General features: G+C 42.8%; 25 protein-coding genes and 2 riboswitches. Of the genes, 11 read left to right on the top strand and 14 right to left on the bottom strand.

Annotated features, from left to right (window positions below):
• Window positions 1-18: 18 nt before the first annotated feature.
• The 4 genes from ACFFLE_RS05380 to ACFFLE_RS05365 all read right to left on the bottom strand — a co-directional run bounded on the left by ACFFLE_RS05380 (window position 19) and on the right by ACFFLE_RS05365 (window position 5,785).
• A complete protein-coding gene (locus ACFFLE_RS05380) occupies window positions 19-1,170 on the bottom strand; it encodes an NAD(P)/FAD-dependent oxidoreductase (RefSeq protein ID WP_380570116.1) in 1,152 nt (383 codons plus the stop codon).
• A gap of 233 nt (window positions 1,171-1,403) precedes the next feature.
• Entirely contained in the window at window positions 1,404-2,738 is a 1,335-nt protein-coding gene (glnA, locus tag ACFFLE_RS05375) for a type I glutamate--ammonia ligase (RefSeq protein WP_380570115.1), read from the bottom strand.
• Window positions 2,739-2,976: 238 nt separating this feature from the next.
• Window positions 2,977-4,304, bottom strand: a protein-coding gene (locus tag ACFFLE_RS05370; RefSeq protein WP_380570114.1) for an IS3 family transposase whose coding sequence is annotated in 2 segments (ribosomal slippage) — window positions 2,977-3,935 and window positions 3,935-4,304 — 1,329 coding nt in all. Because the reading frame shifts where the segments join, the coding sequence is not laid out codon by codon here.
• A gap of 140 nt (window positions 4,305-4,444) precedes the next feature.
• A complete protein-coding gene (locus tag ACFFLE_RS05365) occupies window positions 4,445-5,785 on the bottom strand; it encodes a sodium-dependent transporter (protein ID WP_380570113.1) in 1,341 nt (446 codons plus the stop codon).
• A gap of 524 nt (window positions 5,786-6,309) precedes the next feature.
• Between ACFFLE_RS05365 and fdhD the strand changes: the two genes are divergently transcribed.
• On the top strand, window positions 6,310-7,104 hold the full coding sequence (gene fdhD, locus ACFFLE_RS05360) for a formate dehydrogenase accessory sulfurtransferase FdhD (RefSeq protein WP_380570112.1): 795 nt from the start codon (window positions 6,310-6,312) through the stop codon (window positions 7,102-7,104).
• Between the two features lie 14 nt (window positions 7,105-7,118).
• Here the strand turns inward: fdhD and ACFFLE_RS05355 are convergent, their stop codons facing one another.
• The 3 genes from ACFFLE_RS05355 to ACFFLE_RS05345 all read right to left on the bottom strand — a co-directional run bounded on the left by ACFFLE_RS05355 (window position 7,119) and on the right by ACFFLE_RS05345 (window position 8,785).
• Complete coding sequence (locus ACFFLE_RS05355; RefSeq protein ID WP_380570111.1) at window positions 7,119-7,901, bottom strand: N-acetylglucosaminidase; 783 nt, start codon at window positions 7,899-7,901, stop codon at window positions 7,119-7,121.
• Between the two features lie 50 nt (window positions 7,902-7,951).
• A complete protein-coding gene (locus tag ACFFLE_RS05350) occupies window positions 7,952-8,485 on the bottom strand; it encodes an NADPH-dependent FMN reductase (protein ID WP_380570110.1) in 534 nt (177 codons plus the stop codon).
• Between the two features lie 117 nt (window positions 8,486-8,602).
• Complete coding sequence (locus ACFFLE_RS05345; RefSeq protein ID WP_380570109.1) at window positions 8,603-8,785, bottom strand: hypothetical protein; 183 nt, start codon at window positions 8,783-8,785, stop codon at window positions 8,603-8,605.
• A gap of 296 nt (window positions 8,786-9,081) precedes the next feature.
• Here ACFFLE_RS05345 and ACFFLE_RS05340 point away from each other — a divergent pair, with 296 nt between their 5' ends.
• The gene (locus ACFFLE_RS05340) at window positions 9,082-10,440 is read left to right on the top strand and encodes an aldehyde dehydrogenase (RefSeq protein ID WP_380570108.1); all 1,359 of its coding nucleotides are present in this window, start codon (window positions 9,082-9,084) and stop codon (window positions 10,438-10,440) included.
• Window positions 10,441-10,496: 56 nt separating this feature from the next.
• Here ACFFLE_RS05340 and ACFFLE_RS05335 read toward each other — a convergent pair whose 3' ends face one another.
• Together ACFFLE_RS05335 and ACFFLE_RS05330 are read right to left on the bottom strand one after the other, a co-directional pair.
• Window positions 10,497-11,867 (bottom strand): MATE family efflux transporter, encoded by a 1,371-nt coding sequence (locus tag ACFFLE_RS05335; protein ID WP_380570107.1) that lies wholly within the window; start codon window positions 11,865-11,867, stop codon window positions 10,497-10,499.
• Window positions 11,868-11,924: 57 nt separating this feature from the next.
• Window positions 11,925-13,238: a Na+/H+ antiporter family protein gene (locus ACFFLE_RS05330; protein WP_380570126.1), complete on the bottom strand. Its 1,314-nt coding sequence runs from the start codon at window positions 13,236-13,238 to the stop codon at window positions 11,925-11,927.
• Window positions 13,239-13,426: 188 nt separating this feature from the next.
• Here ACFFLE_RS05330 and ACFFLE_RS05325 point away from each other — a divergent pair, with 188 nt between their 5' ends.
• Entirely contained in the window at window positions 13,427-13,777 is a 351-nt protein-coding gene (locus tag ACFFLE_RS05325) for a YflT domain-containing protein (protein WP_380570106.1), read from the top strand.
• An 85-nt stretch (window positions 13,778-13,862) separates the two neighbouring features.
• On the opposite strand, the gene ACFFLE_RS05320 is transcribed toward ACFFLE_RS05325, so the two are convergent.
• From ACFFLE_RS05320 to ACFFLE_RS05310, 3 genes are all read right to left on the bottom strand, one after another.
• Entirely contained in the window at window positions 13,863-14,177 is a 315-nt protein-coding gene (locus ACFFLE_RS05320; protein ID WP_380570105.1) for a DMT family transporter, read from the bottom strand.
• Window position 14,178: 1 nt separating this feature from the next.
• Entirely contained in the window at window positions 14,179-14,514 is a 336-nt protein-coding gene (locus ACFFLE_RS05315) for a DMT family transporter (protein WP_380570104.1), read from the bottom strand.
• Between the two features lie 45 nt (window positions 14,515-14,559).
• A riboswitch (guanidine-I (ykkC/yxkD leader) is annotated at window positions 14,560-14,654 on the bottom strand.
• Between the two features lie 92 nt (window positions 14,655-14,746).
• The gene (locus ACFFLE_RS05310) at window positions 14,747-15,493 is read right to left on the bottom strand and encodes an alpha/beta hydrolase (protein ID WP_380570103.1); all 747 of its coding nucleotides are present in this window, start codon (window positions 15,491-15,493) and stop codon (window positions 14,747-14,749) included.
• Between the two features lie 123 nt (window positions 15,494-15,616).
• A riboswitch (SAM riboswitch) is annotated at window positions 15,617-15,712 on the top strand.
• A gap of 70 nt (window positions 15,713-15,782) precedes the next feature.
• Here ACFFLE_RS05310 and ACFFLE_RS05305 point away from each other — a divergent pair.
• Both ACFFLE_RS05305 and ACFFLE_RS05300 read left to right on the top strand, forming a co-directional pair.
• Entirely contained in the window at window positions 15,783-17,060 is a 1,278-nt protein-coding gene (locus ACFFLE_RS05305; RefSeq protein ID WP_380570102.1) for an O-acetylhomoserine aminocarboxypropyltransferase/cysteine synthase family protein, read from the top strand.
• Between the two features lie 42 nt (window positions 17,061-17,102).
• Window positions 17,103-17,978: a homoserine O-succinyltransferase gene (locus ACFFLE_RS05300; protein ID WP_380570101.1), complete on the top strand. Its 876-nt coding sequence runs from the start codon at window positions 17,103-17,105 to the stop codon at window positions 17,976-17,978.
• 57 nt (window positions 17,979-18,035) lie between these two features.
• Here the strand turns inward: ACFFLE_RS05300 and ACFFLE_RS05295 are convergent, their stop codons facing one another.
• Both ACFFLE_RS05295 and aroF read right to left on the bottom strand, forming a co-directional pair.
• Complete coding sequence (locus ACFFLE_RS05295; protein WP_380570100.1) at window positions 18,036-18,329, bottom strand: chorismate mutase; 294 nt, start codon at window positions 18,327-18,329, stop codon at window positions 18,036-18,038.
• Between the two features lie 19 nt (window positions 18,330-18,348).
• Window positions 18,349-19,386: a 3-deoxy-7-phosphoheptulonate synthase gene (gene aroF, locus ACFFLE_RS05290; RefSeq protein ID WP_380570099.1), complete on the bottom strand. Its 1,038-nt coding sequence runs from the start codon at window positions 19,384-19,386 to the stop codon at window positions 18,349-18,351.
• Between the two features lie 409 nt (window positions 19,387-19,795).
• On the opposite strand from aroF, the gene ACFFLE_RS05285 reads away from it, so the two are divergent.
• From ACFFLE_RS05285 to ACFFLE_RS05260, 6 genes are all read left to right on the top strand, one after another.
• Window positions 19,796-20,638, top strand: a complete 843-nt coding sequence (locus ACFFLE_RS05285; protein ID WP_380570098.1) for a prephenate dehydrogenase — start codon at window positions 19,796-19,798, stop codon at window positions 20,636-20,638.
• A 233-nt stretch (window positions 20,639-20,871) separates the two neighbouring features.
• Complete coding sequence (argF, locus tag ACFFLE_RS05280; protein WP_380570125.1) at window positions 20,872-21,870, top strand: ornithine carbamoyltransferase; 999 nt, start codon at window positions 20,872-20,874, stop codon at window positions 21,868-21,870.
• A gap of 202 nt (window positions 21,871-22,072) precedes the next feature.
• Complete coding sequence (locus tag ACFFLE_RS05275; protein ID WP_380570124.1) at window positions 22,073-22,315, top strand: metal-sensitive transcriptional regulator; 243 nt, start codon at window positions 22,073-22,075, stop codon at window positions 22,313-22,315.
• Between the two features lie 113 nt (window positions 22,316-22,428).
• Window positions 22,429-23,526, top strand: a complete 1,098-nt coding sequence (locus ACFFLE_RS05270; protein ID WP_380570097.1) for a DsrE/DsrF/DrsH-like family protein — start codon at window positions 22,429-22,431, stop codon at window positions 23,524-23,526.
• Window positions 23,527-23,576: 50 nt separating this feature from the next.
• Complete coding sequence (locus ACFFLE_RS05265; protein WP_380570096.1) at window positions 23,577-24,938, top strand: rhodanese-like domain-containing protein; 1,362 nt, start codon at window positions 23,577-23,579, stop codon at window positions 24,936-24,938.
• Window positions 24,938-25,717 carry a sulfite exporter TauE/SafE family protein gene (locus ACFFLE_RS05260; protein WP_380570123.1) on the top strand — a complete coding sequence of 260 codons (780 nt, stop codon included), beginning with the start codon at window positions 24,938-24,940 and terminating at the stop codon, window positions 25,715-25,717. Before ACFFLE_RS05265 ends, ACFFLE_RS05260 begins: the two co-directional genes overlap by 1 nt.
• The last annotated feature ends 201 nt before the right edge of the window (window positions 25,718-25,918 follow it).

Genomic DNA, 25,918 nt, shown 5'->3' with positions numbered 1-25,918 from the left:
TTCAATATAACATGAAATTCACATGACGTTTTTTGTATCAAAGGTGGCTAAGTTCATTATAAAATCCACCGACTGATCTAAAAATGTTGTTTCTTTCGGGAGGAGATCATAACCGAATTCTGCCATAATAAGCTCTCCGTAGCCTGTTGCGATTGGGCATGCTGTCTTACCATCATAATAATGCGACGGGGCCTCATCCTGCATCCTTTGGAGCAGATTATCCACCAGTATCGGCACCTGTTCTTTGACGGCTGCCCCCATTTTGACCGTCGGCAGGCTGGAAGCATCTCCCAAAGAGAATACTGTTGTATATTTATTATGCATTAAAGTGTAGGGGTCAACATCGACCCATCCTTCCGGGTTCAACAGTTCTGTATCTTGAAGGATCGAAGGTCCGTGCATGGGTGGGGTGATGATCAGCATTTCAAATGGCACTTCATGATGCTCTCCAGTCAATCGATCTCTGAAAATTGCCTGTTTCCCTTCCCCATCCACTGAAATGAGTTCACTATTCAACTTATAATCTATATTTTTTTCATTGAATTGACCAATCAGATTATCATTGTATTTAGCTACAGGAAACAGTTCCTTTCTTCCGCTACGAAATACCAGTTCGACATTTCGATTACGCCGTCGGATATAGTCATTCATTGTAAATAATGAATTTTCCGCAGATACCCCTCCCTTGATCTCAGAAACTGGTTTTGAAATGACAATCTTCCCTTCTTCGACTTTCTGAAGGCATTCGAAAGTATATTCTACGTAATCATATAGATAATTGGTGCACACCCCATTTTTTCCAAGCGACTCAGGTGCGCCTTTGATGGCGTTATAATCCAATTCCAGGCCCAAGGCGATTATCAGAAAATCATATTGAACCGTCCTTTCATCTGTTCCCACCTCGCGCTTGATTGGATCTACTTGCTCTACATTCTCCTGAATCCAGTCCATGCCTTTTGGAATGACATCCTCCATTGCTTTCCACGTTTCTTTAAGTTCCATTTCCCCGCTTCCTACAAGCGGCCATTTAGGTTGAAAATAATGATGGGATTCCCGTTCTATTATAAGAATATCATTCTTCAAGCTTTTATCTTTTTTTAGAAGCCGGTTGGCTGAAGCTATGCCGCCTGTACCGCCTCCCAAAATCACCACTTTGTATTGACGCTTCATATAAATCTCCCTTTTTTCTTAACCATTCCCTGTCAGAACATATTCAAGCACTTTTCTTCCATTAATTTGTCTATAACGATGTAATATTATAAATTTCCTATATCGCATCACGTTACCGTGTAAAACCCCATATTATTAGGAAAACCAATAGATATTTATGCCTGTTATTATGCCTGCCATTATAACGGATGACGTTATTAAATGAAAAAATACGGGGCAGGAGCCCCGTATTTCTAGTATTGGTTTAAATAATGCTTCAATTCCCATGTTGTTACTTGTGAACGGTACATTTCCCATTCCAAACTTTTGTTTTTATCAAAATGCTTATGAATATGGTTTCCAAGTGCCTCTTTCATAGTCTCGTCTTCATTCAATGCCTTCAAAGCTGTATAAAGGGTGGAAGGCAAGTCTTGGACTCCTACAGCTTCCCTCTCAGCACGCGACATCTCATAGAGATTTAAATTGACCGGCTCTGGAAGTTCCACTTTATTTTTGATTCCTTCCAACCCAGCTTTTAGGATAACCGCCAATGCCAAATATGGGTTGGCTGCTGGATCTACAGATCTGATTTCTGCACGTGTTGAGAGCCCTCGGGAAGAGGGGATCCTCAATAATGGAGATCTGTTTTTACCGCTCCAAGCTACGTAGCTTGGTGCTTCATAACCTGGCACCAATCTTTTATAGGAGTTTACAATAGGATTGCAGATGGCTGTGAATCCGCGTGCATGCTCTAAAATCCCTGCCATGAAGTAGGACATATCCTGACTAAGGCCCGAAGCCTTACTCTCATCATAGAAAGCATTCTCCTTGCCTTTAAAGAGCGATACATTAAAATGCATCCCATTACCATTTACGCCAAATATCGGTTTCGGCATAAACGTTGCATGAAGGTTATGCTTCCTCGCAACAGTTTTGACTATGAGCTTGAAAGTCTGTATGTTGTCGCATGCAGTAATGGCATCCGCATACTTAAAGTCGATTTCATGTTGTCCTGGAGCACCCTCGTGGTGTGAAGCTTCTATTTCAAAGCCCATGTCTTCCAATTCAAGCACGATATCCCTTCTACAATTCTCTCCCAAGTCCGTCGGCGCTAAGTCAAAATAGCCTCCTTGGTCATTCAGTTCAGTGGTCGGTTGACCCTTATCATCTAGTTTGAACAAAAAGAATTCAGGCTCCGGTCCCAAGTTGAACGCACTATAGCCCATCTCTTCCATTTCTTTCAACACACGTTTTAAATTAGATCTCGGGTCTCCTTCAAAGGGTCGGCCTTCTATCGTATAAATATCACAAATGAGTCGTGCGACCTTACCTTTTCCAGCGGTCCATGGGAAAACACTCCAAGTATTCAAATCTGGAACAAGGTACATGTCAGACTCTTCAATTCGAACGAAGCCTTCTATTGAAGAGCCATCAAACATCATCTCTCCATCGAGCGCTTTACCCAGTTGGCTTGTCGGCACTTCAACGTTCTTGACGGTTCCGAGAATATCTGTAAACTGTAGACGGATATACCTGACGTTTTCTTCTTGCGCCATGTCGATGATGTCCTGCTTTTTTCTTTGACTCATTATTCACTCTCCCATAAATTTTAAGACTTTATCTGCATTGAAATTTGAGCATATACGTCATTACAGCAGTTGATGTTCTGCCAAAAATGTCCGATTCCCAAATCATATTAATATACTAGCACATGATTTTTCAGAAATCTAACATAAATTCAATCTAAAACTGATGTCATTAAAAGATAAAGACCGTTGGTTGTTCTCCTGAACTGTAACCCATAATTTAGACAGTTTAAAAAAAGCGTTATGCTGCGAGTAGATGACCTCGGTATTGTACCGGGGTCATTCTTTTTAACCCCCATTGGTATCTTTCATTATTATACTTATTGATATAATTTCCAACCGCATGCTTCAATGCTTCAAAGGACGGGCAGGCTTTATGGTCCACCATGTCTTTAAAGTGACCAAAGAAGGATTCCATGGGTGCATTATCCCAGCAGTTTCCCCGGCGGGACATGGATTGACGGAGACCCAGCTGTTTGACTCTGTTCTGGAACTCGAGGTGGGTATAATGGACGCCCTGATCGGAATGTATCATTGCTTCCGGATGAAACAACTCTACGGTTTCATTCAGCTGTTTGAGGGTTCTATAGACGATATCCATCTTTAGAGATCGTGAGACGACATGGGTAATGATTTCTTTCGTTGTACTGTCTTTGACGCAGGAGAGATATGCTTTTTGGCCGTTTCCATAGTAAATATAAGTGATGTCGGTCAGATACACTTTGCCCGGTTCATTTTGATTGAATGCCCGGCCCAACAAGTTCTTGCATGTGCTGTGTGCCTTTGTCGCTTTCAACATATGCCTGTACGGTTTGGCCTGTCTGATTGTTGCGGTTAAATGATATTTTTTCATCAATCGCCGGATCTTTTTGTGGTTCATGATGATGCCGTAATCATTCTCCAAAAACAGTTTGATTTGTAGTGCACCGACCTTTCCTTTTTCCGCATCAAAGATCTTTTCAATCAATGCCGCATCCTTATCGTCATTTTCCATTCTCATTTGCCTGCCTGCCTCTCCTTTTAACCACGCGTAATAGCCACTTCGGCTGACGCCCGAGAGCTTGCATAGGTGGGACACCATATTTTTAAGTGGATGCTTGCGATGGAGCTGTTCAATCAGTTCATATACTTCAGACGGTTTTAGTCTCGTCTCTGATGCTTCGCCTGCCTTTCGCGTGTTTCGAGCTTTTTTAGGAATTCATTTTCTGCCTCTAAATATTTAATCCGTGCTTCTGCCCGCTTTAATTTTTCTGCTGCTGAGCGCGCCGTGTCGGATGGCCGTCCTGTAGCCCCTCTGCCCCGGAAATCATTTTCCAGCCCGACTTCACCATACTTTTCATATGTTTTTCGCCACCGTCTGAGGGACCGGCCCGGTTGTTCTTTTCCAATAATAGCCAGGTCAAATCCATGGTCAATGAATATCCGGGTCGGTGTCCCCCCTGAAAGATAGGTTTGGACAGCCACCTTCTTGAATTCCGGATGATAGGTGATCGAACGCTCTGAGACTCTGAGAATGTTTGGATTCGTTTCCAACTGCTTTATTTCAAATGCTGAAAAATGCCGTGCCATAAGATGCCTCCGTTCCAATACTTTGTTTCATTATAAACAAGATCATTGAGTGGGCACAGAAAAACCCGAATAATGGACGTTTTTTATTAACTGTCCATTATTCGGGTTTTAGTTCATCCAATCAACGGTCTTTATATTATTTACCCTACTAGGCTGACTGCAAAGACTATCAATATTATGATAGGCAGTACAAATCTGAGCATAACCATCCACAATTTATAGAAACCATACATGCTACTAGTTTTATCGACATTGAGCTGGTGCATGATGACGCGGCGGTCAATTACAAATCCGACGAATAGAGTGGAGACAAGCGCTCCGATCGGCAACATGATATTTGAAACCAGGAAATCCACGCTGTCGAATATCGACTTGCCGAATATCAATACATCACTCAAAACTCCGTAGGAGAGGGCAGAAGGTATACCGGCTAGAAATACAAAGAAACCGAATATATAAGCCATACTGCGGCGCTTCCTCTCGTTGCCCTTTATCGCATTTGCCACATTTATCTCAATCATGGAAATTGAAGAAGTCAAAGTCGCAAACAGAAATGCCCCAAGGAAAAGAATATAGAATAGAAATCCAAGAGGAATCTCGCCAAATACTTGAGGCAGCACTATAAATACAAGCCCTGGCCCTTCTGCTGCTTCCATGCCAAGGGATGCAATGGCTGGAAATATTGCCAGTCCCGCCATTATTGAAATTGTGATATTCATAAGGACAATGGAAAGCGCAGACTGGGTCAAGTTATGTTCTTCCCCTAGGTAGGAGGAATAGGTAATCATAGTCGTTGCACCTATACTCAAAGCAAAGAATGATTGCCCCAATGCATATAATATTGCGGTCGAATCAATTCCACCCAAATCTGGCGTCAGAAAAAATGATATTCCTTCCATAGCTCCCGGTAACGTTACAGAACGGATGATTACAATCAAAAACAGAATGAACAATAAGGGCATCATCACTTTAGATGCGCGCTCGAGACCTTCTTGTACACCCTTTGCTACTATAAAGGCTGTCAGGAAGATAAAAACACCTTGCCCGATTACAGCATAGAGCGGGTTGGATATTATGCCTTCGAAAGCTGCTCCATAATTGTCAATCTGAATCAAATTGATGCTCTCTCCGAGTGCTATGACCAGATATATCAGAATCCAACCTCCAATGACACTATAGAAAGATAAAAGCAGGAAGACACCAATATTACCAAGCCAACCGAATATACGGTAAGATTTTTTGCCTCCGAGGTATTCGAATCCTTCAATGGGATTACGTTGACTGGCTCTGCCTATAATGAATTCTGATAGGAGAAGCGGCATGCCGATAAAAAGTGTCATTAGAAGAAAGACAAGAAGGAAAGCGCCGCCCCCGTGCTCAGCTGTCATGTACGGAAACCGCCAAAGCGCGCCCAAGCCAATTGCTGAACCTGCTGCAGCGAGCACAAAGCCTAATTTGGATCCCCATCTGGAACTATTCATACACTAACCTCACTTTATAGGTATATTTAATATGATTTTACACATACAGTTCCTAATATATTAGCACATATTCCATATGTTTGAATACTCTGCATCATAAATTGACTGTTAGAATCCAATGAATATTCTATTGCCCGCATCTTTTTTTGATCATCATATTGAACATTATCCACCCATTCCCTAGAATATGGTTTATAAATTTATCAGGAGTAGGGGACTCTCTCCACTAGCAAATGATTTTATGTATGCGTATGATTGAATTTCATTTATGATGATAATAAGTTATGGCTATTCTAAAAGAAGTGAAGCAATGGTGACAGATCGATCATGTTTTGCATGAAGATAAAAGCGCAGTTCAGTTACTAATAAATCCATTTGTGCTTTAAACTAGTTATAGGTATACTAGCTTTCACACCAAAAGAGCAGTGTTCGATAACAGGTAATAACGTGGAAAATATGAAATGGCAAAGTTGTTGATGCAGCAATGATTTCGTTTTTAACATGAAGATGAGGAGGGTGCTGCCTTGAAAATTACGACCAGGCGAGCCATTACCCGCTATGACAGTGCAGGGATGACAAGCATCGAGGATACACTCGTTGAAGAATTCCCTCTTACAATATATATAAATGATGTCGAATTTGCCACATTGGTGTGCTCTCCCGAGTATCTTGAAGAACTGGTGGTTGGATTCCTTGCCTCCGAAGGTGTGATCCGGCATTTCAATGAAATCGAATCAATAAACCTGGATGACAGAGGCGGCTTCTGCCATATTCACCTGTTTCGTGAAGTCGTGACCGATCACTTCACATATTCAAAGAGGGTGCTCGGCTCATGCTGCGGCAAAAGCCGTCAATTCTATTTCCAGAATGATGCTGAAACGACTAAAACCTCAATGTCCCGGACCACACTCACCCCTTCTGCCTGCATCAGTTTAATGCAGGAAATGCAATCTAGCAGTATGGTCTTCAAGAAGACCGGTGGCATCCATAACGCAAGCCTCGGCACCAAAGATGGCGCCTTTCTCCATCGGGGGGATATCGGTAGACATAATGCACTGGATAAACTATATGGTCATTGCCTCAGGAACCGAATTTCCGTAAAAGATAAAGTCCTCATATTCAGCGGCCGCATCTCATCGGAAGTGTTGACAAAAGCTGCTAAAATCGGTGTCGGTATCGTTTTAAGCAAGTCCGCTCCTACGAATCTAGCCATAAAGATGGCTGAAGATTTGAATATTACTGCAGTTGGATTTATCAGAGGAGATTCTTTCAATATTTACAGCCATCCTTGGCGAATAGAAAAAGAGTTCAGCTACTAGGCTGGACTCTTTTCTTATTCAGCATAATAATCTTGGATGAAGTTGTGCCCTTCCAGATCCAACCGTCTATAATGACCCTTCATGATATCCCCAATCTTACTCGCCCACTCAATATCGGAAGCATAGAGATGATCACCTGGGGACTCAGGGTTCCACCGCATTGCATAGAGGGTATTTTGACCCTTATCCAAATAGTTGTTTTTAATGAAATCAGCCCCACCTAGAATTGCTTTTTCCGGTTCATTCCATCCTGCGCGTACTGCATAGCTCGTTCCTGCTTCTACAGCTTCAAAATCAAATGCCCCAATACCGAAGAAATTATAATAGCGCTCCCCTTCCAGTTCCTGGCCTTGGGAAAGCTGTGAACGTCCATTTCCTGTCTCCAATTGTGCATGGCTGATGAGATATAATGCGTTCACGCCATACTTCGACTGGGCTTCCATGAAAGCTTCGCCTTGTCCTTCCAATATCCCTTTACCTTCTAAAATTTCATCCAGTTCCTCTGCTGATGTCTCCACAGGCTCTGTCAGCACCAAAAACTGGTAATGAGTGCCATCTCCAGGCAATCCCATCGCTGCTTCGATTTCTTCCGACGTTGCTTTTCGAGTGGTTCCCTCCTGCAATTTCAAATGTAGTGCATCGCTTGAAAGTTGTTTATCCAACGCGTCTTCGAATGAATTTGAATCTTTATTTTTTTTGATAAGGGTCATCTCCGAATCTACAAAAGACAAGAAAAATATCGCTATGATACCCATCAGTATCAAAATAGGTATATTCTCTCTTTGTTTTTTGCTCATTTATTTTTCTCCATACATCCAGTTTAGCCATCTAAAAAAGCATCTGAAGATCAGATGCTCACTCTCTCTGAATTAGATTGTTTAATCAATCCATCAACCATCACGCTCAAGCGCTCCCTGAGTGCTTCATTCTTAAGTGTATACCCTGTTTCAGTCTTTTCAAAATCTTCGTTGCATGTACAGACTTGAGTCGGAATCACCATCGCATGGACCCCTCTCATGACCATTCTGAGTTGCGTAAGGGGATCGGAATTGCGCATGCCACCGCTGTTGCAATATAGTGCCACCAATTTCATCTCGAACTCATCAATCGATAAATGGTCCAATGCGTTCTTCAATATCCCTGAAAATGAAGTGTGGTAGTTTGGCGTACCGATAATGACCGCATCCGCATCTTCTACAAGCCGCTTCAAATACTCTGTATCATCCGTCTTACCTTGCCCGAAGATCGGCATATTCAGCTCCCGCAAATCTATATGTGCCACTTCATGTTCTGGTTGTCCTACGAGACTTTCAATAGTTTCTGCAACTGAACGTGTATGAGAACCAGGGAAAGCACTCCCTGAAAGAATCAATAAATTCATCTCGAAAGACTCCTTTGCCCATTATTTTGCATTTATACATCATGATAGCATCATAGGCAGTTAAATTATACCCGCCGAAGGTTGTATTAAATAAACTGAGATTGGCAGCGACCGACCTCAGTTCATCAATTTATCGTTTAAATTTTTTAGTTTTGCTACTGTCTCTTCATCCAATTCATCAACTTTTACATCACCATCTATTATTGATTGAGCCTGATCAACAGAAATGTCGACCGCCCTACCGATTTGATATGCCGTCAATTTTTCGGTCATCAGGTCGAAGTTTAAACCAATGTCCATATATTCACCTTCCCCAATCAATTTCGTATGATTATAATTTATTATACCACAAGTCCATCTATATAGGGTAATTTAAAGGGGGTACATCTATTAGGAAACCACAAGATAAAGTCACATGCCTCCATATGGTGTACATGTTCCCGGAAAACAACACCTTAATGTGATAAATCATATAAGTGCAGTGGAGTTCGAACAGGGTGTACGTGTTCCATATATACAGAGTGGTTGTCTTAATGGAATATGACTGACTGAAGGTCCAAACGGGTAGGGTTTAAATATAAAGAAGGAGTGATCGAATGATTGAATCATTGTTCGCAAAGCAAAGACAATTTTTTCAAAGCGGAAAAACACTACCGATACCTTTCAGAATAGAAGCGCTCAAACAATTAAAACGCAGCATCAAATACCATGAGGAAATGCTCCTTGAAGCTATGAAAGCTGATTTCAACAAGGGCGAACCTGAAGCATATCTGACTGAAATCGGCTATGTCTACAACGATATCAACTTCACCATTAAAAATCTTAAAGAATGGGCAGAAACGGAGAGAGTTAAGACACCACCGACTCATATCGGCTCAACCTCCAGAATACACAAAGAACCTTTCGGCGTAACGCTGATTATTGCCCCGTGGAATTATCCATTCAATCTCACCGTATCACCACTTATTGGCGCTCTTGGAGCCGGTAATACAGCAATTCTGAAACCGTCAGAACATACACCTCATGTCAGCCGGGTCATCAGTCATATAATGGCATTGGCTTTTCCAGAAAAGCACGTTGCTTCAGTTGAAGGCGGAGTGGAGACCAATCAGGAACTCCTTGATCTTCCTTTCAATTATATCTTCTATACCGGTAGCTCACATGTCGGAAAAATTGTAATGGAGAAAGCGTCGCAGCATTTGACACCCGTCACTTTAGAATTGGGAGGGAAATCTCCTGCTATAGTAACTCGGCATGCAGACATCAAATTAGCCGCTAAGCGAATTGTCTGGGGCAAATTCCTAAATGCTGGCCAAACTTGTGTCGCACCAGATTTTGTCTATGTCGATTCGAAAGTAAAAGAACGACTAGTCACCCACATGAAGTATTACACAAGGAAGTTCTATGAAAAAGACTTCAATGAAGGACGTTACATGAGCATTGTAAACAGAAATCATTTCGATAGGATAAAAGAGCTTATGCAGGGTGATATCGTATACGGCGGACGCTCCTTAAGCAACACCCTTGCCATCGAGCCTACCATCATAGATAATGCCGATTTTGATCACCCGGCGATGCAGGAGGAGATATTCGGCCCAATACTCCCTGTCCTTGAATTCAACTCCTTGGATAAAGCGGTATTGGATGTAAGGGACCTCCCCGATCCGTTGGCATTCTATATATTCACTGATAAAAAAACTGAAGCCAAGCATGTAGTACGTGCTGTTCCTTTCGGCGCCGGTGCAATAAACGATACCGTCTTCCATCTGGCCAATCCACACCTCCCGTTTGGAGGACGCGGTAATAGCGGTATGGGAAATTATCATGGCAAATACTCATTCGACACTTTTACACATAAAAAGAGTGTGCTTGATCAGACTACCTGTTTCGACTTCCCATTCAGGTACCCAAGTTCAAAATTGTTCTCAAAATTCATTAAGTATATATGGAAATAAAGGAGGATGCCTAGGCATCCTCCTTTATTTTCTTATCCTCTATTTCAATTGAATACCTATAATCCCTCTTGTAGATGTTCTTGTAATTTCTTCTTCTCAATAAGCCTGAGACGTATATAAAATCCAATAGCTGCACAAGTCAGCCCTGCTATGATTCCAATCCAGAGCCCATAGAACCCAAACGCTGAATATGCGGCAAGAACATATCCTGTAGTCATTCCTATCAACCAATAGGATACGATTGCAATGATCGAGGGCCACACTACATCTTTATAACCCCTCAATATACCTTGAAAAGCTGCCTGCAGAGCATCAGAGAATTGATAGACGATGGCAAAGAGGAATAACGGCATCGTTATCATAACCACATCCGGATCTCTGGTGTACAGGTATGAAATGGGCTCCCTGAACAAGTACAGTACGATGGAAGCCACACCTACCAATCCAAGACTCGAAGCAACCCCCATCGTCCTATAAAGTTTTGCTTCTTCAAACCGTCCTCCACCTGCACTGAAACCAACAACAATAGTCATGCTCATCGAGATGCTGAGGGGCAGCATGAAGAGCATCGTTGTAAAATTCAAGACAATCTGGTTTGCAGCAATGATTTCCGTCGTGAACATGATGCCAATCAGTAACGTCATCATTGAAAAAATGCTCGTTTCTACAAATATAAGTATGCCAATCGGTATACCGACTGCAAGATGATGACCTATAACGCTAAAGTCAGGCAGAGTGAACCGCTTTAAAACTTGAAAATCCTTCAGCTTCTCGACTTTCAAGACCATGCCAGCTGCGATGAATAGTATCAACCAATAAGTAATCGCTGTGGCAACACCTGCCCCTACACCACCAAGTGCCGGTAGTCCAAATTTACCGAATATGAATGCATAGTTGAAGAATACGTTTAACGGCAATGATGTCGCTATAACGTATAGCGATATGCGCGTTAAACCCTGTGCATCAATGAAATTGCGCAGTACACTGAATAGAAATAACGGTAGTACACCAGTAGAAAGGGCCGCAAGGTATTTGTACGCAATATCATGGACTGAAGCATCCAATGACATCAGAACCAACAAGTCATCCAGGAAAAAGAAACCTAATACAGCCACGGAAACAGTCAAAGCACCGGCTATATACATCGCTTGGTTCACTGTGTGATTCACTTCATCTTTCAAACCAGCACCTAACAGTTGTGCAACAATTGCTGTAACGGCTAAAAGAACGCCATTGATCCCGGTGGAAACAGGGGCCCAGAAGCTGGAACCAATTGCCACCCCTGCCAAGTCAGCCACTCCTGCCCTTCCCGACATCATCGTGTCGACCAAGTTCATGGAATATAGTAGCACCTGCGTCATCAGTATCGGCCATAATATCGTGATGAATTGCCGCCACATCTCTCTTTTAGATTCTGTATGATACATAATGTCACTCCTCAACTCTCCATTAATCCACTATTAGAAAAGCAGACACTCTCCAACCTATAGCACCATTCCTGCAACAAATCCGGCAATGAGGACTGGGATATTAAGGAAAACGAAGGTAGGTACACAAGTATCCCATATATGATTGTGCTGGCCATCTGCACTTAAACCTGCTGTCGGACCAAGTGTCGAATCGGAAGCGGGTGAGCCTGCATCTCCGAGAGCACCAGCCGTGCCAATGATTGCAATAATGGCCGTGATCGATAGTCCAAGTTCCATCCCCATCGGAATAAAAATACTTGAGATGATCGGTATTGTAGCAAATGACGATCCTATCCCCATAGTGACGACCAGTCCCACGAGAAGCATTGAAATGACTATCAGAACCTTTTGGTCTTCCAGTGCACCTGCGATGCCATCAACCAACGAATTGACATGTCCGGTTTCTGATATGACAGACGCAAATCCGTTTGCTGCAAGCATTACAATGCCGATATATGCCATCATTTTGATGCCGGATACCAATTCATCATCAAGCTGTTGCCATTTGAACTGGAAAGATAAGAAGAAGACCATTATTCCAGCCAACGCCCCAAATATCATGGAATCGGTCATTATTTGAACGCTGAACGTTATAATGATTGCGATTATCGCAATGGCTATGGTCTTGCCGTTGATTTGTTTAGGCGTGTCGCCACCAATTTCAAGCGTTTTATAATAACGGCGTTTCCTATAGAAGAACAGTGCAACAGCCAGTCCTGCCACGAAGCCAGCCGCGGGTATGATAAGCGCAGGAGCGACTTCGCTAAAAGCAATTTCAACCCCTGCTGATTGGAACCCGGTCACGATGGTATTTTGGAATATCTGTCCAAATCCGATCGGCAGCACAACATAGGGGAAGGTCAATCCGAAAGTCAAAACGACTGCGATGAGACGACGGTCAAATCCAAGTTCATTCATCAGGCTCAGCAAAGGCGGGATTAATATGGGGATAAAGGCAATATGTACCGGAATCAAGTTCTGACTCATTATGGAGATTGCCAATAAGGCAAAAATAATCGATACTTTGGCGACAATCCGTGCTTTTTTGGATTGTTCTTTTTTCAGGATTCTGATGATGAAACCCACCAGCACTTCCGTGATGCCGCTATAGGCGATTAAAGCTGCAAATCCGCCAAGCAATGCATAGCTCAATGCTATTTCTGCACCACCAACGATTCCTTCCGTAAAGATGCTGATAACCTCTCCATACCCCATGCCGGCCACAAGACCACCAGCAAGTGCGCCTATGAAAAGGGCCAGTACCACATTCAATCTAAATAGGCTCAATAATATCATTACCAGTACTGCAATCAGAACTGCGTTCACAATCAGACACCTTCCGTTCTTTGGGAATTATAATATTGTAATACTAAAGAGTGAGCAAAGTTTTGTCAATGCTTGTATATAGCCACGCTTTTGCAAATGTAGCTTAAAATTATGGTAGGAGCCCTTATGTTTAGTTGAATTATCCACCGGGAACTTAATAGGGATTATGTAAATGGATTGGAGGAAATTTCATGAAACCATTCATTAGACTCTATAAAGATCAGGATGTCTTCCAAAAAGCCGTAGACACGCTTATCACTAACAATGTAAATCGCAGTGATATCTATATCCTTTCATATGATTATGATTACACCAAGGAAATTGTCAGCAAAATGGGTATCAACACAGCCGGGGTCATTGAAATGGGAGTCAAAGAAAGTATAAAAGCTGCTTTAGAAGAAAGGGATAAAACCATGAGAAAACAATTCCAGGATTTCGGTTTCAGCGAAGGTGAAGCCGAGCGCTATGCAACTAGTTCCAATGAAGGAGAGACAGTTTTAATCGTGACAAATAACACCGATCTGGAAAAATACCTGGACTGATATGTAGAAGCCGCTTCTATCTAAAAGCGGCCTCTACTACTTCTAACAATCTTCCACAACAGCCCTCTCTAAGCCGGAACTGCTCCTAGGAAATGAGTTTCAACCCTACAACCGCAGAAATAATCAATAGTATGAAAAAGATGCGTCGCCAATCTCTGGACTCCCCGAAGAAGAACATCCCAAGAAGTGCGCCTCCGGAAGCCCCTATTCCCGTCCACACAGCATACGCCACGCCCATCGGCAATGTTTCCAGTGCGATTGCCAGGAAGAAGAAGGATAACCCGAAACATAGGAGTAAGAGGGCCAAGGCAGTGAGCGATTTGTCGTTATGCAATTTATTGATGGAAAGCACACCGCATACTTCAAACATTCCAGCTACTATAAGTGATATCCAAGCCATACTACTCCCCCTGCCTTTCCTTGTCATCTGTTACTATCTTCAAGCCTATTACGCCCACCAATATCAATGAAATCAAAGTGATCTTCAATGGTAAAAAGGGCGCGCCAAACAAGATGATTTCAGAGAGTACAGTCCCAAATGCACCCAGTCCTACGAAAACTGCATAGACTGTACCTACAGGTAGATATTCTCCTGCATTAATCATCAAGTAGAAACTGACAAAAATCGCAATGCCTGTAAACAGCCAATGATACCATGAGGTTGAGTGGGTCAAACCAATCACCCACCCTACTTCAAAAGCACTCGCAATAAATACTTTTATCCATTGTATACTCATCATTTTCCTCCTAATCCGTAAAAAAGCCTGGGAGAGAATAGATTTCTCTCCCAGGCTTTTGTCCCTCCGTGTCATGATCCGCTCATGCGCCATCTCTCGGACCAGTCCCATTGGATGGCGGAACCCTAGATGGCTTTATATGAATTTACTATAAAGTTTAACTGGTTTTCTAGAGATTCTCAAGCACACAATCTTTGGAGTCATTCACACTGTAGCTACATCGTCTACATCTTTAGCGCTTCCACGAGAGACCGTCCACAAATCTGGTAATATCTTCAAAAAGTGTTTCCTCTTCCCGGCTACGTGTCATGAGATGGCTTGTATCTGAATATCCTTTGACATGTTTTTCTTCGATCTGCAATTCATCAAAAATCTGCAGCGCACTATCCCTATATGACTCAGCATCTCTCTCACCGTATTTTACCGCTACGGGCACATCGATTTCCGATAACCGCCCATGTACTTCATCAATCATTGTTTTGAAATCTTTTAGGCCCTCCATAGGCGCTTCTTTGATTTCCTTAACCTTTTCTTCTATCTCTTCATCTGAATGCCCAACGAACTTCATGAAATTGCGCGTGTAATTTATCATTCTTTTATTGATGCCATCATTATCCTTATCCATAGGTACCGACATCGCCACTATTCCTTTTATACCTTCAAGCTCCTCGCCCGCTTTCAAGGAAAGGAGCCCTCCAAGAGAGACCCCAGCAACCGCAATTTCGTCATGACCGTTTTTCTTGAGGTCATCGTAAGCTTCTTCTACATCCTGCCACCAATCTTGAGGGCCCACCTTTGCCATTGCATCAGGACCCGTACCATGTCCTGCCAGACTGGGTGCCGATATTGTGTAGCCTTCATCCTTCAAATGTTCTGCCAAGTTCTTCACATCCCTTACTGTACCCGTAAAAGAATGCAATAGGATGATCGCCCTATAACCACCTTCATGATATATCGGAGCAGGTTTGACAATCTTCATGCTCATTCCCCTTTTCGTTGTTTCATTTTCCTTATTAGATACTTTGCCAAACATCCTTAAAATTTTTTAAAATATTTGACAATTAAATGTTCCCTATAGTATTATAGCTCTTAATTCAATATTCACTTATCAAGAGCGGTGGAGGGATTGGCCCTATGAAGCCCGGCAACCTTTTAGGTAAGGTGCTAAATCCCACAGGCATGTCCTGAAAGATGAGCGACTCAAGAGTCTCCCTTTATCTTTGGGCAGACTCTTTTTTAATTTTAATATATTATCTGGAGGTATGGAAATGTCGAAACACTATCGATTTGAAACAAAACAGTTGCATGCAGGCCAGGAAGTAGATACGGACACCAAATCACGCGCGCTCCCAATCTATCAGACCACTTCTTATGTATTCGATGACACTAAGCACGCGGCCGAACTATTCGGTCTTCAGGATGCCGGCAACATATATACGCGCATCATGAACCCTACGACTGCAGCACTTGAAACACGGGTCTCGGATCTTGAAGGCGGGGTTGGGGGTTTGGCTGTCGCATCAGGCATGGCTGCAATCAACTATGCCATCCAAGGTGTCGCTGGTAACGGAGACCATATCATTTCAACGACCAGCCTGTATGGAGGCACACATACGCTATTCAACCATACCTTCAAGAAATTCGGCATCGAGACAAGTTTTGTTGACACAAAGGATATTGATAACGTTTCACGTAAAATTAAACATAATACAAAAGCGATATTCATTGAAACAATTGGCAATCCTGAGGGCAATATAGAGGATATTGAAGCATTGGCTGAGATTGCTTCAACTCATGGTATTCCTCTCATTGTCGATAACACATTTGCCACACCTTACCTTTGCCGTCCACTTGAGCACGGAGCTAATGTTGTTGTCCATTCTGCCACCAAATTCCTCGGCGGGCATGGCACTTCCATAGGCGGCGTGATTGTGGACGGTGGGAATTTCAATTGGAACAACGGCAAATTCCCAGGTCTTACTGAACCCGATGACTCTTACCATGGGCTTGTTTTTACCGAGGCATTCGGTCCGGCCGCTTACGTGTTCAAACTTCGAACTACATTATTACGCGATACAGGTGCTGCGATATCTCCTTTCAATGCATTTTTACTGGTGCAGGGCATCGAAACATTATCTTTAAGGATGGAAAGACATGTTGAAAATGCAAAAGCCGTAGCAGAATATCTCGAAGATCACGAAAAAGTACAATGGGTGGATTATGTGGGCCTTAAGTCCAGTAAATATAACGCTCTGCAGAAAAAATATCTTCCAAAAGGCGCCTCCGCCATATTTACTTTCGGGGTGGCGGGCGGGTATGAAGCCGGAAAATGTTTCATTGAATCTTTGGAGCTCTTTTCCTTACTCGCTAATGTCGGTGATGCAAAGTCCCTGGTGATCCATCCCGCCTCTACGACACACTCGCAGCTCGACGAATCTGAACAGTTGAAAGGCGGAGTGAGACCTGAGGCCATCCGCGTATCTATAGGCTTGGAACACATCGATGATATCATTGGTGACCTCGAAAAAGCTTTGGATGCGATTTAAATGCCGATAAAAATAATTGAAGGCCTACCTGTCAAGTAACACTTGCACAATGAAAATGTCTATACGATAGAAGAGCATCGTGCACATACTCAAGATATTCGCCCGCTACGCATTCTTATTCTGAATCTGATGCCTAAAAAAGAAGAGACGGAGTTACAGCTTCTCCGTCTCTTGGGCAATACACCACTGCAGGTCGATGTGGATTTCATGCATATGAACAGCCATATCAGTAAGAACACACCCACCAGCCACCTTCAGAAGTATTATCACACATTCGGGGAAATAACTGACAGACAGTATGACGGCATGATTGTGACTGGCGCGCCAGTCGAAAAACTGGATTTTCACGAAGTGGATTATATAGACGAATTGCGCGATATAATGAAGTGGTCTGAAACCCATGTATTCTCAAGATTCTTCATCTGTTGGGGAGCCCAATTCGCATTGAACCATTATTTTGGCATCCAGAAGTTTGTGCTTTCAGCCAAAATATTTGGTGTATTCGACTATGATAACATCAAACCGTACCATCCCTTACTGAGAGGGTTCGATGATGTCTACCGAGTCCCTCAATCTAGGCATGCCCAAATAGATTATAGGGCGGTTCAGCATACAGAGGGGCTTGAGGTATTGACTAGCCATGACCGCTTCGGCCCGGACATAATGTGTACTGATGACCAGCGTGATCTCTTCGTCCTCGGTCATCTGGAATATGGCCGCACCACTTTAGAAGAGGAATATGAAAGAGATTTGCGCACGGGTGGAAAAATTCTGCCACCCTCCAATTATTTCATCGAGGACGACTCTGATTCCAGACCTGTGTTCTCCTGGAAGAGCCATGCCCATCTCCTTTTCAATAATTGGATCAATGAAACATACCAAAATACCTATTACGACCTCACACGACTTGAGGAATAATAACGGAAAAGCCTCTGAAACTGGATCCAGTTTCAGAGGCTTTCTACGTAATGTGTTTTATATTTCATGGGAGATTTTACTTGTTTCAAAATTTTCCTGTTGTTTTTTTCTGGAGAGCGCCATGAGATGTTTGAAAAATGAGTCGGCGTATTCTTTCAAGGCATCATCCTGAAGTTTATTTACATTCCTGCATATCACTTCTTCTTCACGTGTGCCATCAAACACTGGTATGCCTTGTGCAATTTTACATTCTGCTATTTCCTCTGCAACTTCCATACGTGCTTCAAACAGAGCGATCATTTCTGTATCTATCTCATCAATTTTCCCTCTCAACTTTCCATGAGTGTTCATGGCGTTCCCCTCCTTTATCCTATTGTTGGATAACTTGTTGATTATCAGCTGTTTTCTTTTCGATGTCGAGCAGCATATTTATCGATTGCATCAAGTCACCGAATTCATCAGGCGTCAAACACTGCTGGCCGTCACTCCATGCATTCTCAGGTTCTTCATGGACTTCTATCTGCAGCCCATTGGCACCTGCCATGACAGCTGCTTTTGCCATTGAAGGGATGACATGTCTGACGCCCGCAGCGTGGCTAGGGTCAACAATGATTGGTAGATGGGATTCTTTCTGCATGACTGGCACTGCCTGAATATCCAAAGTGTTGCGCGTGGCCGTTTCAAAAGTCCGGATTCCCCGCTCGCAGAAAATGACATTGTCATTGCCGCCGGCCATGACATATTCTGCAGACATCAACCACTCCTTCATCGTTGCCGACATTCCTCTCTTCAACAATATAGGTTTATCGGTCTCACCTACTGCTTTGAGAAGGTCGAAATTCTGCATATTCCGCGCCCCTATCTGTATAACGTCCACCGTATCTACAAATTCATCGATGTATTCTGTAGACATGAGTTCAGAGACGATCGGCAAGCCGGTTTCCTTCTTTACAACGTCGAGGATCCTCAATCCTTCGAGACCAAGCCCTTGGAATGCGTATGGCGAGGTTCTTGGCTTGAACGCTCCGCCTCGGAATGTGTTTGCACCAGCTGCTTTAAGCTTTTGTGCGAGTGCCACCATGTCATCTTCATGTTCAACGGAACATGGGCCGGCACAGACCATGAAATTCTCTGCACCTACCTTCACACCATCTATATCAATGACACTGTCATCTTCGTGAAACAGCCTATTGGCTTTTTTGTATGGAGCCTGTATACGATGGACACCATCCACAATCCTATATTTCGCGAAATCATTTTCTGTAACATTGGATGTATCCCCGATCAGCCCGATAACAGTCCGGTTTCTCCCGTCAGAGCGATTCACACCGAAACCTGCATCCTCTATATTACGTATAAGCTCCTGTATCTCACTTTCTTCTGCACCTTGTCCAACATGAATGATCATATTGCCAACCTCCCATTAGATAAAATCTTGATAAAAAAACCGCCACCTATTTATATAAATAAGTGGCGGTTCAAGTTGAATAAAATTATATTGCCGAATTCTAGCCACTTATTTTATATAAATGGCTAGACATCACAAAATGCTTTAGCCATCATTGATACAAACAGAATATGTTTTACGTTTGTACGCAATGATGAGTACAAACGGCATCAAAAATAGCTAAAATAAAATCGATTATGTTGTTGGTGTTTTATGTGTCCCATTATAATCGCCTCTTTTGAGATGTGTTGAGAGCAATTATAACCACCTATGATTTATTTGTCAATACAGAATTGTCAGAATTATATGGATTGATTTGGAGCCCTTTTACGCTTATACTACTTTAATACATTTAAAATGGAGGTATTCAATGAACATAGTCATCGTCGGCCTTGGCAACATCGGAGGGTCTTTCGCGCTCAATCTGGCTAAACATGCACCGGAGCATGAGGTGTTCGGTATTGATGTCGATAAGGAGGCACTCCTTTATGCAGAACAACAGAATATAATTTCTAAAGGCTATCAGAACCCGGAAGAGATAATTCCAAAAGCAGATCTCATCATATTTTCAGTCTACCCTGGAATTCTAAAATCGCTGATCGAGAAATACATCCCTTACATGAAAGAGAATACCATCATTACCGATGTAACAGGCGTTAAACGGACATTGATCAACCAAATCGAGCCGCTTTTGCCGGCCACAGTCGACTTCATCTTCGGGCATCCCATGGCTGGGCGTGAGAATCGGGGCCTGCATTTTTCAAGTGCTGAAGTTTTTGAAGGTGCAAACTACCTTCTAACCCCTACAGAACGGAATCACAGCAGGAACATCAACACCATTAAAGAACTGGTTCAACAGATGGGGTTCAAGGAGGTTTCCTTGATTACGCCCGAATTCCATGACGAAGTCATCGGCTTCACGAGTCAACTTGCACATGTCATAGCACTCTCGCTCATCAACAGCGACGACCCAAAAAGAGAAACTAAAAGATATACAGGCGACAGCTACCGGGACTTGACACGCATCACCAACATTAATGAAGCGCTTTGGCCTGAACTTTTTGTGATGAATAAAGATTACCTGATGGAGCATATAGAACGCTTTAAAGATCAGCTAAACCATTTATCAGATGCCATTGAAAATGAGGATTTCAATGCAATGAAAGAAATGATGATTGAAGCACGAAGCAGGTATCATGATCTGCACAATTAAATCACATCCCTGAATAACAAGATTAAGTGCCATGCATTCAATGCATGGTTTTTTCATCAGTCACTTCAAGTAGAAACATGAAACAACACAGATATATTTATCGTCCCACAGCCTATAAATTAATTATTATGCAATATAATAAATATTTATTTGATTAATATACAATTTTATGTATAATTACCTTAATAACTTTAATTAGGGGATGATTACTTGGGACGGCAAAACAATTAGAAATCATACAGTTCCACAATAGAAACTTTTTAAAGGAGCGCGACTTCTCAAAGGAACAACTGGAATTACTCATTGATTTCGCTGAACATCTGAAGCTTAAAGAAAAACACGGTATTCCACACCGCTTCATGAGCGGCAAACATCTCGCAATGATTTTCGAAAAGCAGTCGACGCGTACACGCTCAGCCTTCACAGTAGCTGCCGGCAAACTAGGCGCGCAAGTGGAGTATTTAAATAAGGATGATATTCAGCTTGGGGCTAAAGAGTCTGTAGAAGACACTGCAAAAGTACTAGGTTCGATGTTTGACGGGATAGTGTATCGCGGGTTTGATCAGGCAACGGTCGAATCACTTGGAGAACATGCGGGGGTGCCTGTATGGAATGCACTCACCAATGAGTGGCACCCTACGCAGATGCTTGCCGATTTTCTGACTATCAAAGAACATTTAGGGGACTTTCATGGGAAGACCGTAACATTTGTTGGAGACGGTCGAAACAACATCTCACATTCCCTTCTTATAACGGGCGCGATACTCGGGGTGAATATCAATATAGTAGCGCCAAAAGCACTGCAGCCGAGCATCAGTATTCAGAAACTAGCCTGTGAAATCAAGGAAGACTCTGGAAGCAGCATATTGGTCACTGAAAATATTGAAGAGGGTGTATATGGCAGTGATATCATCTATACAGATGTCTGGTGCTCCATGGGGGAAGAAGATGCTCTTGAGGAACGATACACCCTGCTCCACCCTTATCAGGTAAATCAGTCATTGATTGATATGACAGGCAAAGCCCATACCATATTTCTTCATTGCCTCCCGGCCATACACGATACAAAAACGGACATGGGGCGCACTGTTTTCGACAAATTTGGGATGGATGGTTATGAAGTCACTGATGAAGTTTTCAGGAGTCCTTATTCAAAAGTGTTTCAGCAGGCAGAGAATCGCATGCACACGATTAAAGCACTGCTGGCAGCGACATGCGGCGACGTATACTGAAGAAGCGGTTATTTCACCGCTTCTTTATTTTATCCAGTTTTCCCACTTGACGCGCACACCTGACCTTGTGAAGTCACCCTCCTTTATACCTACAGGGGTATTTGACAGATCTGGTTATAGTACCTATAATATATATATAATTAATTAAGAAGGTGATGGTTTGACTTCAATCCAGGAAAAGAAAGTTTATGATAAAGCTGTCATGAATCGTATACATCGCTTGCAAGGACAGATTAATGGTGCTTTAAAAATGATGGAAGAAGGCAAAGACTGTAAGGATGTAGTCACGCAATTGAGTGCTGCAAAAAGTGCCTTAAACCGTACTATGAATGTTATTGTCAGTGATAATCTCGTTCAATGCGTAAAAGAAACGATGAATGATCCAGATGAAAATACAGATGATCTTGTTAAGGAAGCAGTAGAGCTCCTGAATAAGAGCAGATGATTTCATCTGTTTTTATTCCCCTAAAATATACCCTGTCGGGTATTTGACAACTCCCAACTTACTTGTTATTATACCCCTATAGGTATTTAAAAGCGAAAGGATGATCAGTAATTATGAGCAACACGGCTACAAAGTATCATATTAATGATGCAGATCAATTAGTTGAAAAAAATGAATATCTGCTCGATGTAAGGGAACCCTTCGAGTATGAGATGGGGCATATCGCCAACGCCGATAACATTTCAGTAAATGAATTGGAATCGCGCTTGGACGAGCTTCCTAAAAATCAGAGAATCCACGTATATTGCCAAAGAGGCAAGCGTGGTGCTGATGCAACAGATATCTTGAAGCGCAATGGTTTTGATTCAATCAACCTTGAAGAAGGTTACAGCCAGTATAATGGAAAGTATGACAGCGCTGATGAAACGACTGCTGTTGACCAGACTTCAGGGAAAAATCTCACCATCGATCCCGACAGGGTCAAAATAGAAGCAAGTGGCCTACAATGTCCGGGTCCACTTCTCAGGGTAAATGAAGTTATGGATGGATTAGAAGATGGTCAACAGATGGAAATGACCGTAACTGATTTCGGTTTCTGTACCGATGTTGAAGCTTGGGCGCGTAAAAAGGGACACTTTATCCTTAAAAACGAAAAGGTCGGCGAAAAAGTGGTAGTAGTACTTCAGAAGAATGATTCCGAAGATAAAACTGCTTCTGAAGGGCATCAGATGGTTGAAACTAAAGATGGGGCCACTATGGTCGTATTCAGTGGAGACCTCGATAAAGCATTGGCCTCCTTCATCATCGCCACAGGTGCCAAAAGCATGGGTAAAGATGTCACGATGTTCTTCACGTTCTGGGGACTAAACGTCATCAAGGACCCGAATGCCCCAAGAAAGAAAAAGACGGGACTCGATAAAGCTTTCAGCATGATGATGCCGAAATCAGCCTCTAAACTCCCGATATCCAACATGAATCTATTCGGACTCGGTTCCAAGATGATCCAGCACGTCATGAAAAAGAAACGCGTCGATGCACTCACCGAAATGATAGACAAAGCAGATAGACTCGGCGTCAAAATGGTAGCATGTACAATGAGTATGGATATAATGGCAATAGAGGAAGACGAACTGCTTCCCAATGTTAATTTCGGTGGAGTAGGCACCTATCTTGGCGATGCCGAGAATGGAAACTTGAACCTGTTCATCTGATTAGGAGTATACGATGCATTTAAAACAATCAATTCAAGGAGTGTACATTAATGTTCTTTAAACAATTCTTCGACAAGAAACTTGCACAGACATCCTATATGGTAGCTTGCCAAAGAACAAAAGAGGCTATGATCATCGATCCAAAACGCGTCGTTGATGAATATGAAGAAGTTGCAAACGCAGAGGGATTCAACATTACACATGTAGCTGAAACCCACATTCATGCTGACTTTGCTTCTGGTCTACGTGACGCTGCGAAAAGGTTCAATGCCACTGCATATGTATCCGACGCGGGCGGTGAAGATTGGAAGTACGAGGATATGCCTGCCGATACTGTATATGTAAAAGATGGGGATATCATCAATGTAGGCAATGTAGAACTGAAAGTAATGCATACCCCTGGGCATACACCAGAAAGTATTTCATTTATACTGACGGACCGTGGTGCCGGCAGTGAAGAACCAATGGGCATATTTACTGGCGACTTCCTATTCGTTGGTGACATCGGCCGTCCTGACCTATTGGAAGAAGCAGCAGACATGGAAGGCACTACTGAAGAGGGTGCCAACGCAATGTTCGATTCCCTTAAAAAATTGAATGACTTCCCAGATTTCATGCAAGTATGGCCTGGCCATGGCGCGGGCAGTGCATGCGGTAAATCATTGGGCGCAGTCCCCTTGTCCACTCTCGGATATGAGCGGAAGAATAACTGGGTATTCGATTATGAGGACAAAGAGGATTTCATCAAGGAATTGACGAGCGACCAGCCCGAACCACCTAGCTATTTTGGACAAATGAAGAAAGTCAACAAAGAAGGTCTTCCAGAGTTTAAAGTGAAAGATGTGGAAATAGGCACACCTGATGAACTGCCTGGTCAAGTGTTCGATCTCAGAAGTAAGGAAGCGTTTAAAAAAGGCTTTAAAAAAGGAGCCATAAATATTCCCTACAATGATAAATTCCTACAGTTCGCAGGATGGTATGTCGATTTTGATCAGCCAATGACCGTTATCGCAAACCCTGAAGACAGCAAGGCGTTACAGAAAGATCTAGCATCCATCGGTTTTGATGACTTGAAACTGATTGTGCCTGAAGATAAAGCTGATAAATATTCCGATGACTCCTACGATAATATATCTCCTGAGGCGTTTGCCGAAAACTATAAGGATAAAAATGTTCTTGATGTCCGTTCGACTTCAGAATATGAGGGCGGTCATTTGGAAAATGCACACCATGTTCACTTCGGCCACCTCGAAGAAAAAGAAGTGCCGTTCAATACCGACGAGCCAATCTATGTGCATTGTCAATCAGGTGTACGTTCAGCAATCGCTATGAGCGCATTGAAAGCGCGCGGTTTTGAAAACGTAGTGAATATAGAAAAAGGCTACGCCGGCATCAAAGAAGCGATGAAGTGATGGATATATCTTTCATCATAGTGATATTTCTGATTGGATTCATCGGTTCCTTCATATCAGGTATGGTTGGAATCGGGGGATCCATCATCAAATATCCTATGCTGCTGTATATCCCCCCTTTGTTGGGGGTGACGACTTTCACTTCCCATGAAGTTGCAGGTGTAAGTGCCGTTCAGGTGTTCTTTGCAACAATAGCAGGAGTGTGGGCTTATAAAAGCAGTGGCTACCTTAACATGAGATTAATCGCATATATGGGGGGCGCCATCCTGATTGGTAGTCTGATAGGTGGATATGGTTCTGAGTTCCTTACAGAAACCCAGATTGATATCGTCTACGCTATCTTAGCAACTATAGCCGTTGTCATGATGTTCCTTCCAAAGAAGGAGGCTCCCTTCAGCCCAGGAGATGACCTTCAGTTTAATGGTCCACTGGCCGCTGGCCTGGCTTTGATAACCGGTGCGGCGGCTGGCATTGTAGGTGCAGCTGGAGCATTTATACTGGTACCTATAATGTTGATTGTCCTTAAAATACCCACACGGGTCACCATAGCCACCAGTCTAGCAGTGACATTCATTTCTTCGATTGGTGCTACTATAGGTAAAGTCGTTACCGACCAGGTGCTCTACGGCCCTACGGTCATTATGATTGTTGCTAGTCTTCTTGCAGCACCGCTAGGAGCAAAAGCCGGACAGAATATGAATACTAAAGTCCTGCAATGGATTCTGGCCCTGATCATTCTAGGTACAGCAATCAAAATTTGGACAGAAGTGGTTATGTAAAAAGGTCTGCCTAATAAGGCAGACCTTTTATCTTTTCTGATTTATTGTATTATTGGTAGTGTTATATTGATGTTATATCAGCGCTAAAGCAGTTATACGCACGATGAATTCAGGAAGCGATATAGTCGGTCTGGTAAGCAAGCTGCTTGTTGAATAATACATTTGGCGTTATATTGTCCCAGATAAAAACTGTGGTAGCTG

This window comes from Salinicoccus siamensis (assembly GCF_042429615.1).
Taxonomy (GTDB): Bacteria; Bacillota; Bacilli; order Staphylococcales; family Salinicoccaceae; genus Salinicoccus; species Salinicoccus siamensis.
The sequence above is the reverse complement of the archived record's forward strand: the minus strand, read 5'-3'. Positions and strand labels throughout refer to the sequence as shown.

What these genes read in the sequence shown, in the direction of transcription:
- ACFFLE_RS05335 (WP_380570107.1), bottom strand. Translation starts at nt 11,867, where the DNA reads ATGTATCATACAGAATCTAAAAGAGAGATGTGGCGGCAATTCATCACG.
- glnA (WP_380570115.1), bottom strand. Translation starts at nt 2,738, where the DNA reads ATGAGTCAAAGAAAAAAGCAGGACATCATCGACATGGCGCAAGAAGAA.
- ACFFLE_RS05380 (WP_380570116.1), bottom strand. Translation starts at nt 1,170, where the DNA reads ATGAAGCGTCAATACAAAGTGGTGATTTTGGGAGGCGGTACAGGCGGC.
- ACFFLE_RS05305 (WP_380570102.1), top strand. Translation starts at nt 15,783, where the DNA reads ATGTCGAAACACTATCGATTTGAAACAAAACAGTTGCATGCAGGCCAG.
- ACFFLE_RS05320 (WP_380570105.1), bottom strand. Translation starts at nt 14,177, where the DNA reads ATGGCTTGGATATCACTTATAGTAGCTGGAATGTTTGAAGTATGCGGT.
- ACFFLE_RS05295 (WP_380570100.1), bottom strand. Translation starts at nt 18,329, where the DNA reads ATGAACACTCATGGAAAGTTGAGAGGGAAAATTGATGAGATAGATACA.
- ACFFLE_RS05355 (WP_380570111.1), bottom strand. Translation starts at nt 7,901, where the DNA reads ATGAGCAAAAAACAAAGAGAGAATATACCTATTTTGATACTGATGGGT.
- ACFFLE_RS05310 (WP_380570103.1), bottom strand. Translation starts at nt 15,493, where the DNA reads ATGAAGATTGTCAAACCTGCTCCGATATATCATGAAGGTGGTTATAGG.
- ACFFLE_RS05265 (WP_380570096.1), top strand. Translation starts at nt 23,577, where the DNA reads ATGTTCTTTAAACAATTCTTCGACAAGAAACTTGCACAGACATCCTAT.
- ACFFLE_RS05325 (WP_380570106.1), top strand. Translation starts at nt 13,427, where the DNA reads ATGAAACCATTCATTAGACTCTATAAAGATCAGGATGTCTTCCAAAAA.
- ACFFLE_RS05270 (WP_380570097.1), top strand. Translation starts at nt 22,429, where the DNA reads ATGAGCAACACGGCTACAAAGTATCATATTAATGATGCAGATCAATTA.
- ACFFLE_RS05275 (WP_380570124.1), top strand. Translation starts at nt 22,073, where the DNA reads ATGAATCGTATACATCGCTTGCAAGGACAGATTAATGGTGCTTTAAAA.
- ACFFLE_RS05315 (WP_380570104.1), bottom strand. Translation starts at nt 14,514, where the DNA reads ATGAGTATACAATGGATAAAAGTATTTATTGCGAGTGCTTTTGAAGTA.
- ACFFLE_RS05340 (WP_380570108.1), top strand. Translation starts at nt 9,082, where the DNA reads ATGATTGAATCATTGTTCGCAAAGCAAAGACAATTTTTTCAAAGCGGA.
- ACFFLE_RS05350 (WP_380570110.1), bottom strand. Translation starts at nt 8,485, where the DNA reads ATGAATTTATTGATTCTTTCAGGGAGTGCTTTCCCTGGTTCTCATACA.
- aroF (WP_380570099.1), bottom strand. Translation starts at nt 19,386, where the DNA reads ATGATCATTCATGTTGGACAAGGTGCAGAAGAAAGTGAGATACAGGAG.
- ACFFLE_RS05365 (WP_380570113.1), bottom strand. Translation starts at nt 5,785, where the DNA reads ATGAATAGTTCCAGATGGGGATCCAAATTAGGCTTTGTGCTCGCTGCA.
- ACFFLE_RS05260 (WP_380570123.1), top strand. Translation starts at nt 24,938, where the DNA reads ATGGATATATCTTTCATCATAGTGATATTTCTGATTGGATTCATCGGT.
- ACFFLE_RS05345 (WP_380570109.1), bottom strand. Translation starts at nt 8,785, where the DNA reads ATGGACATTGGTTTAAACTTCGACCTGATGACCGAAAAATTGACGGCA.
- ACFFLE_RS05285 (WP_380570098.1), top strand. Translation starts at nt 19,796, where the DNA reads ATGAACATAGTCATCGTCGGCCTTGGCAACATCGGAGGGTCTTTCGCG.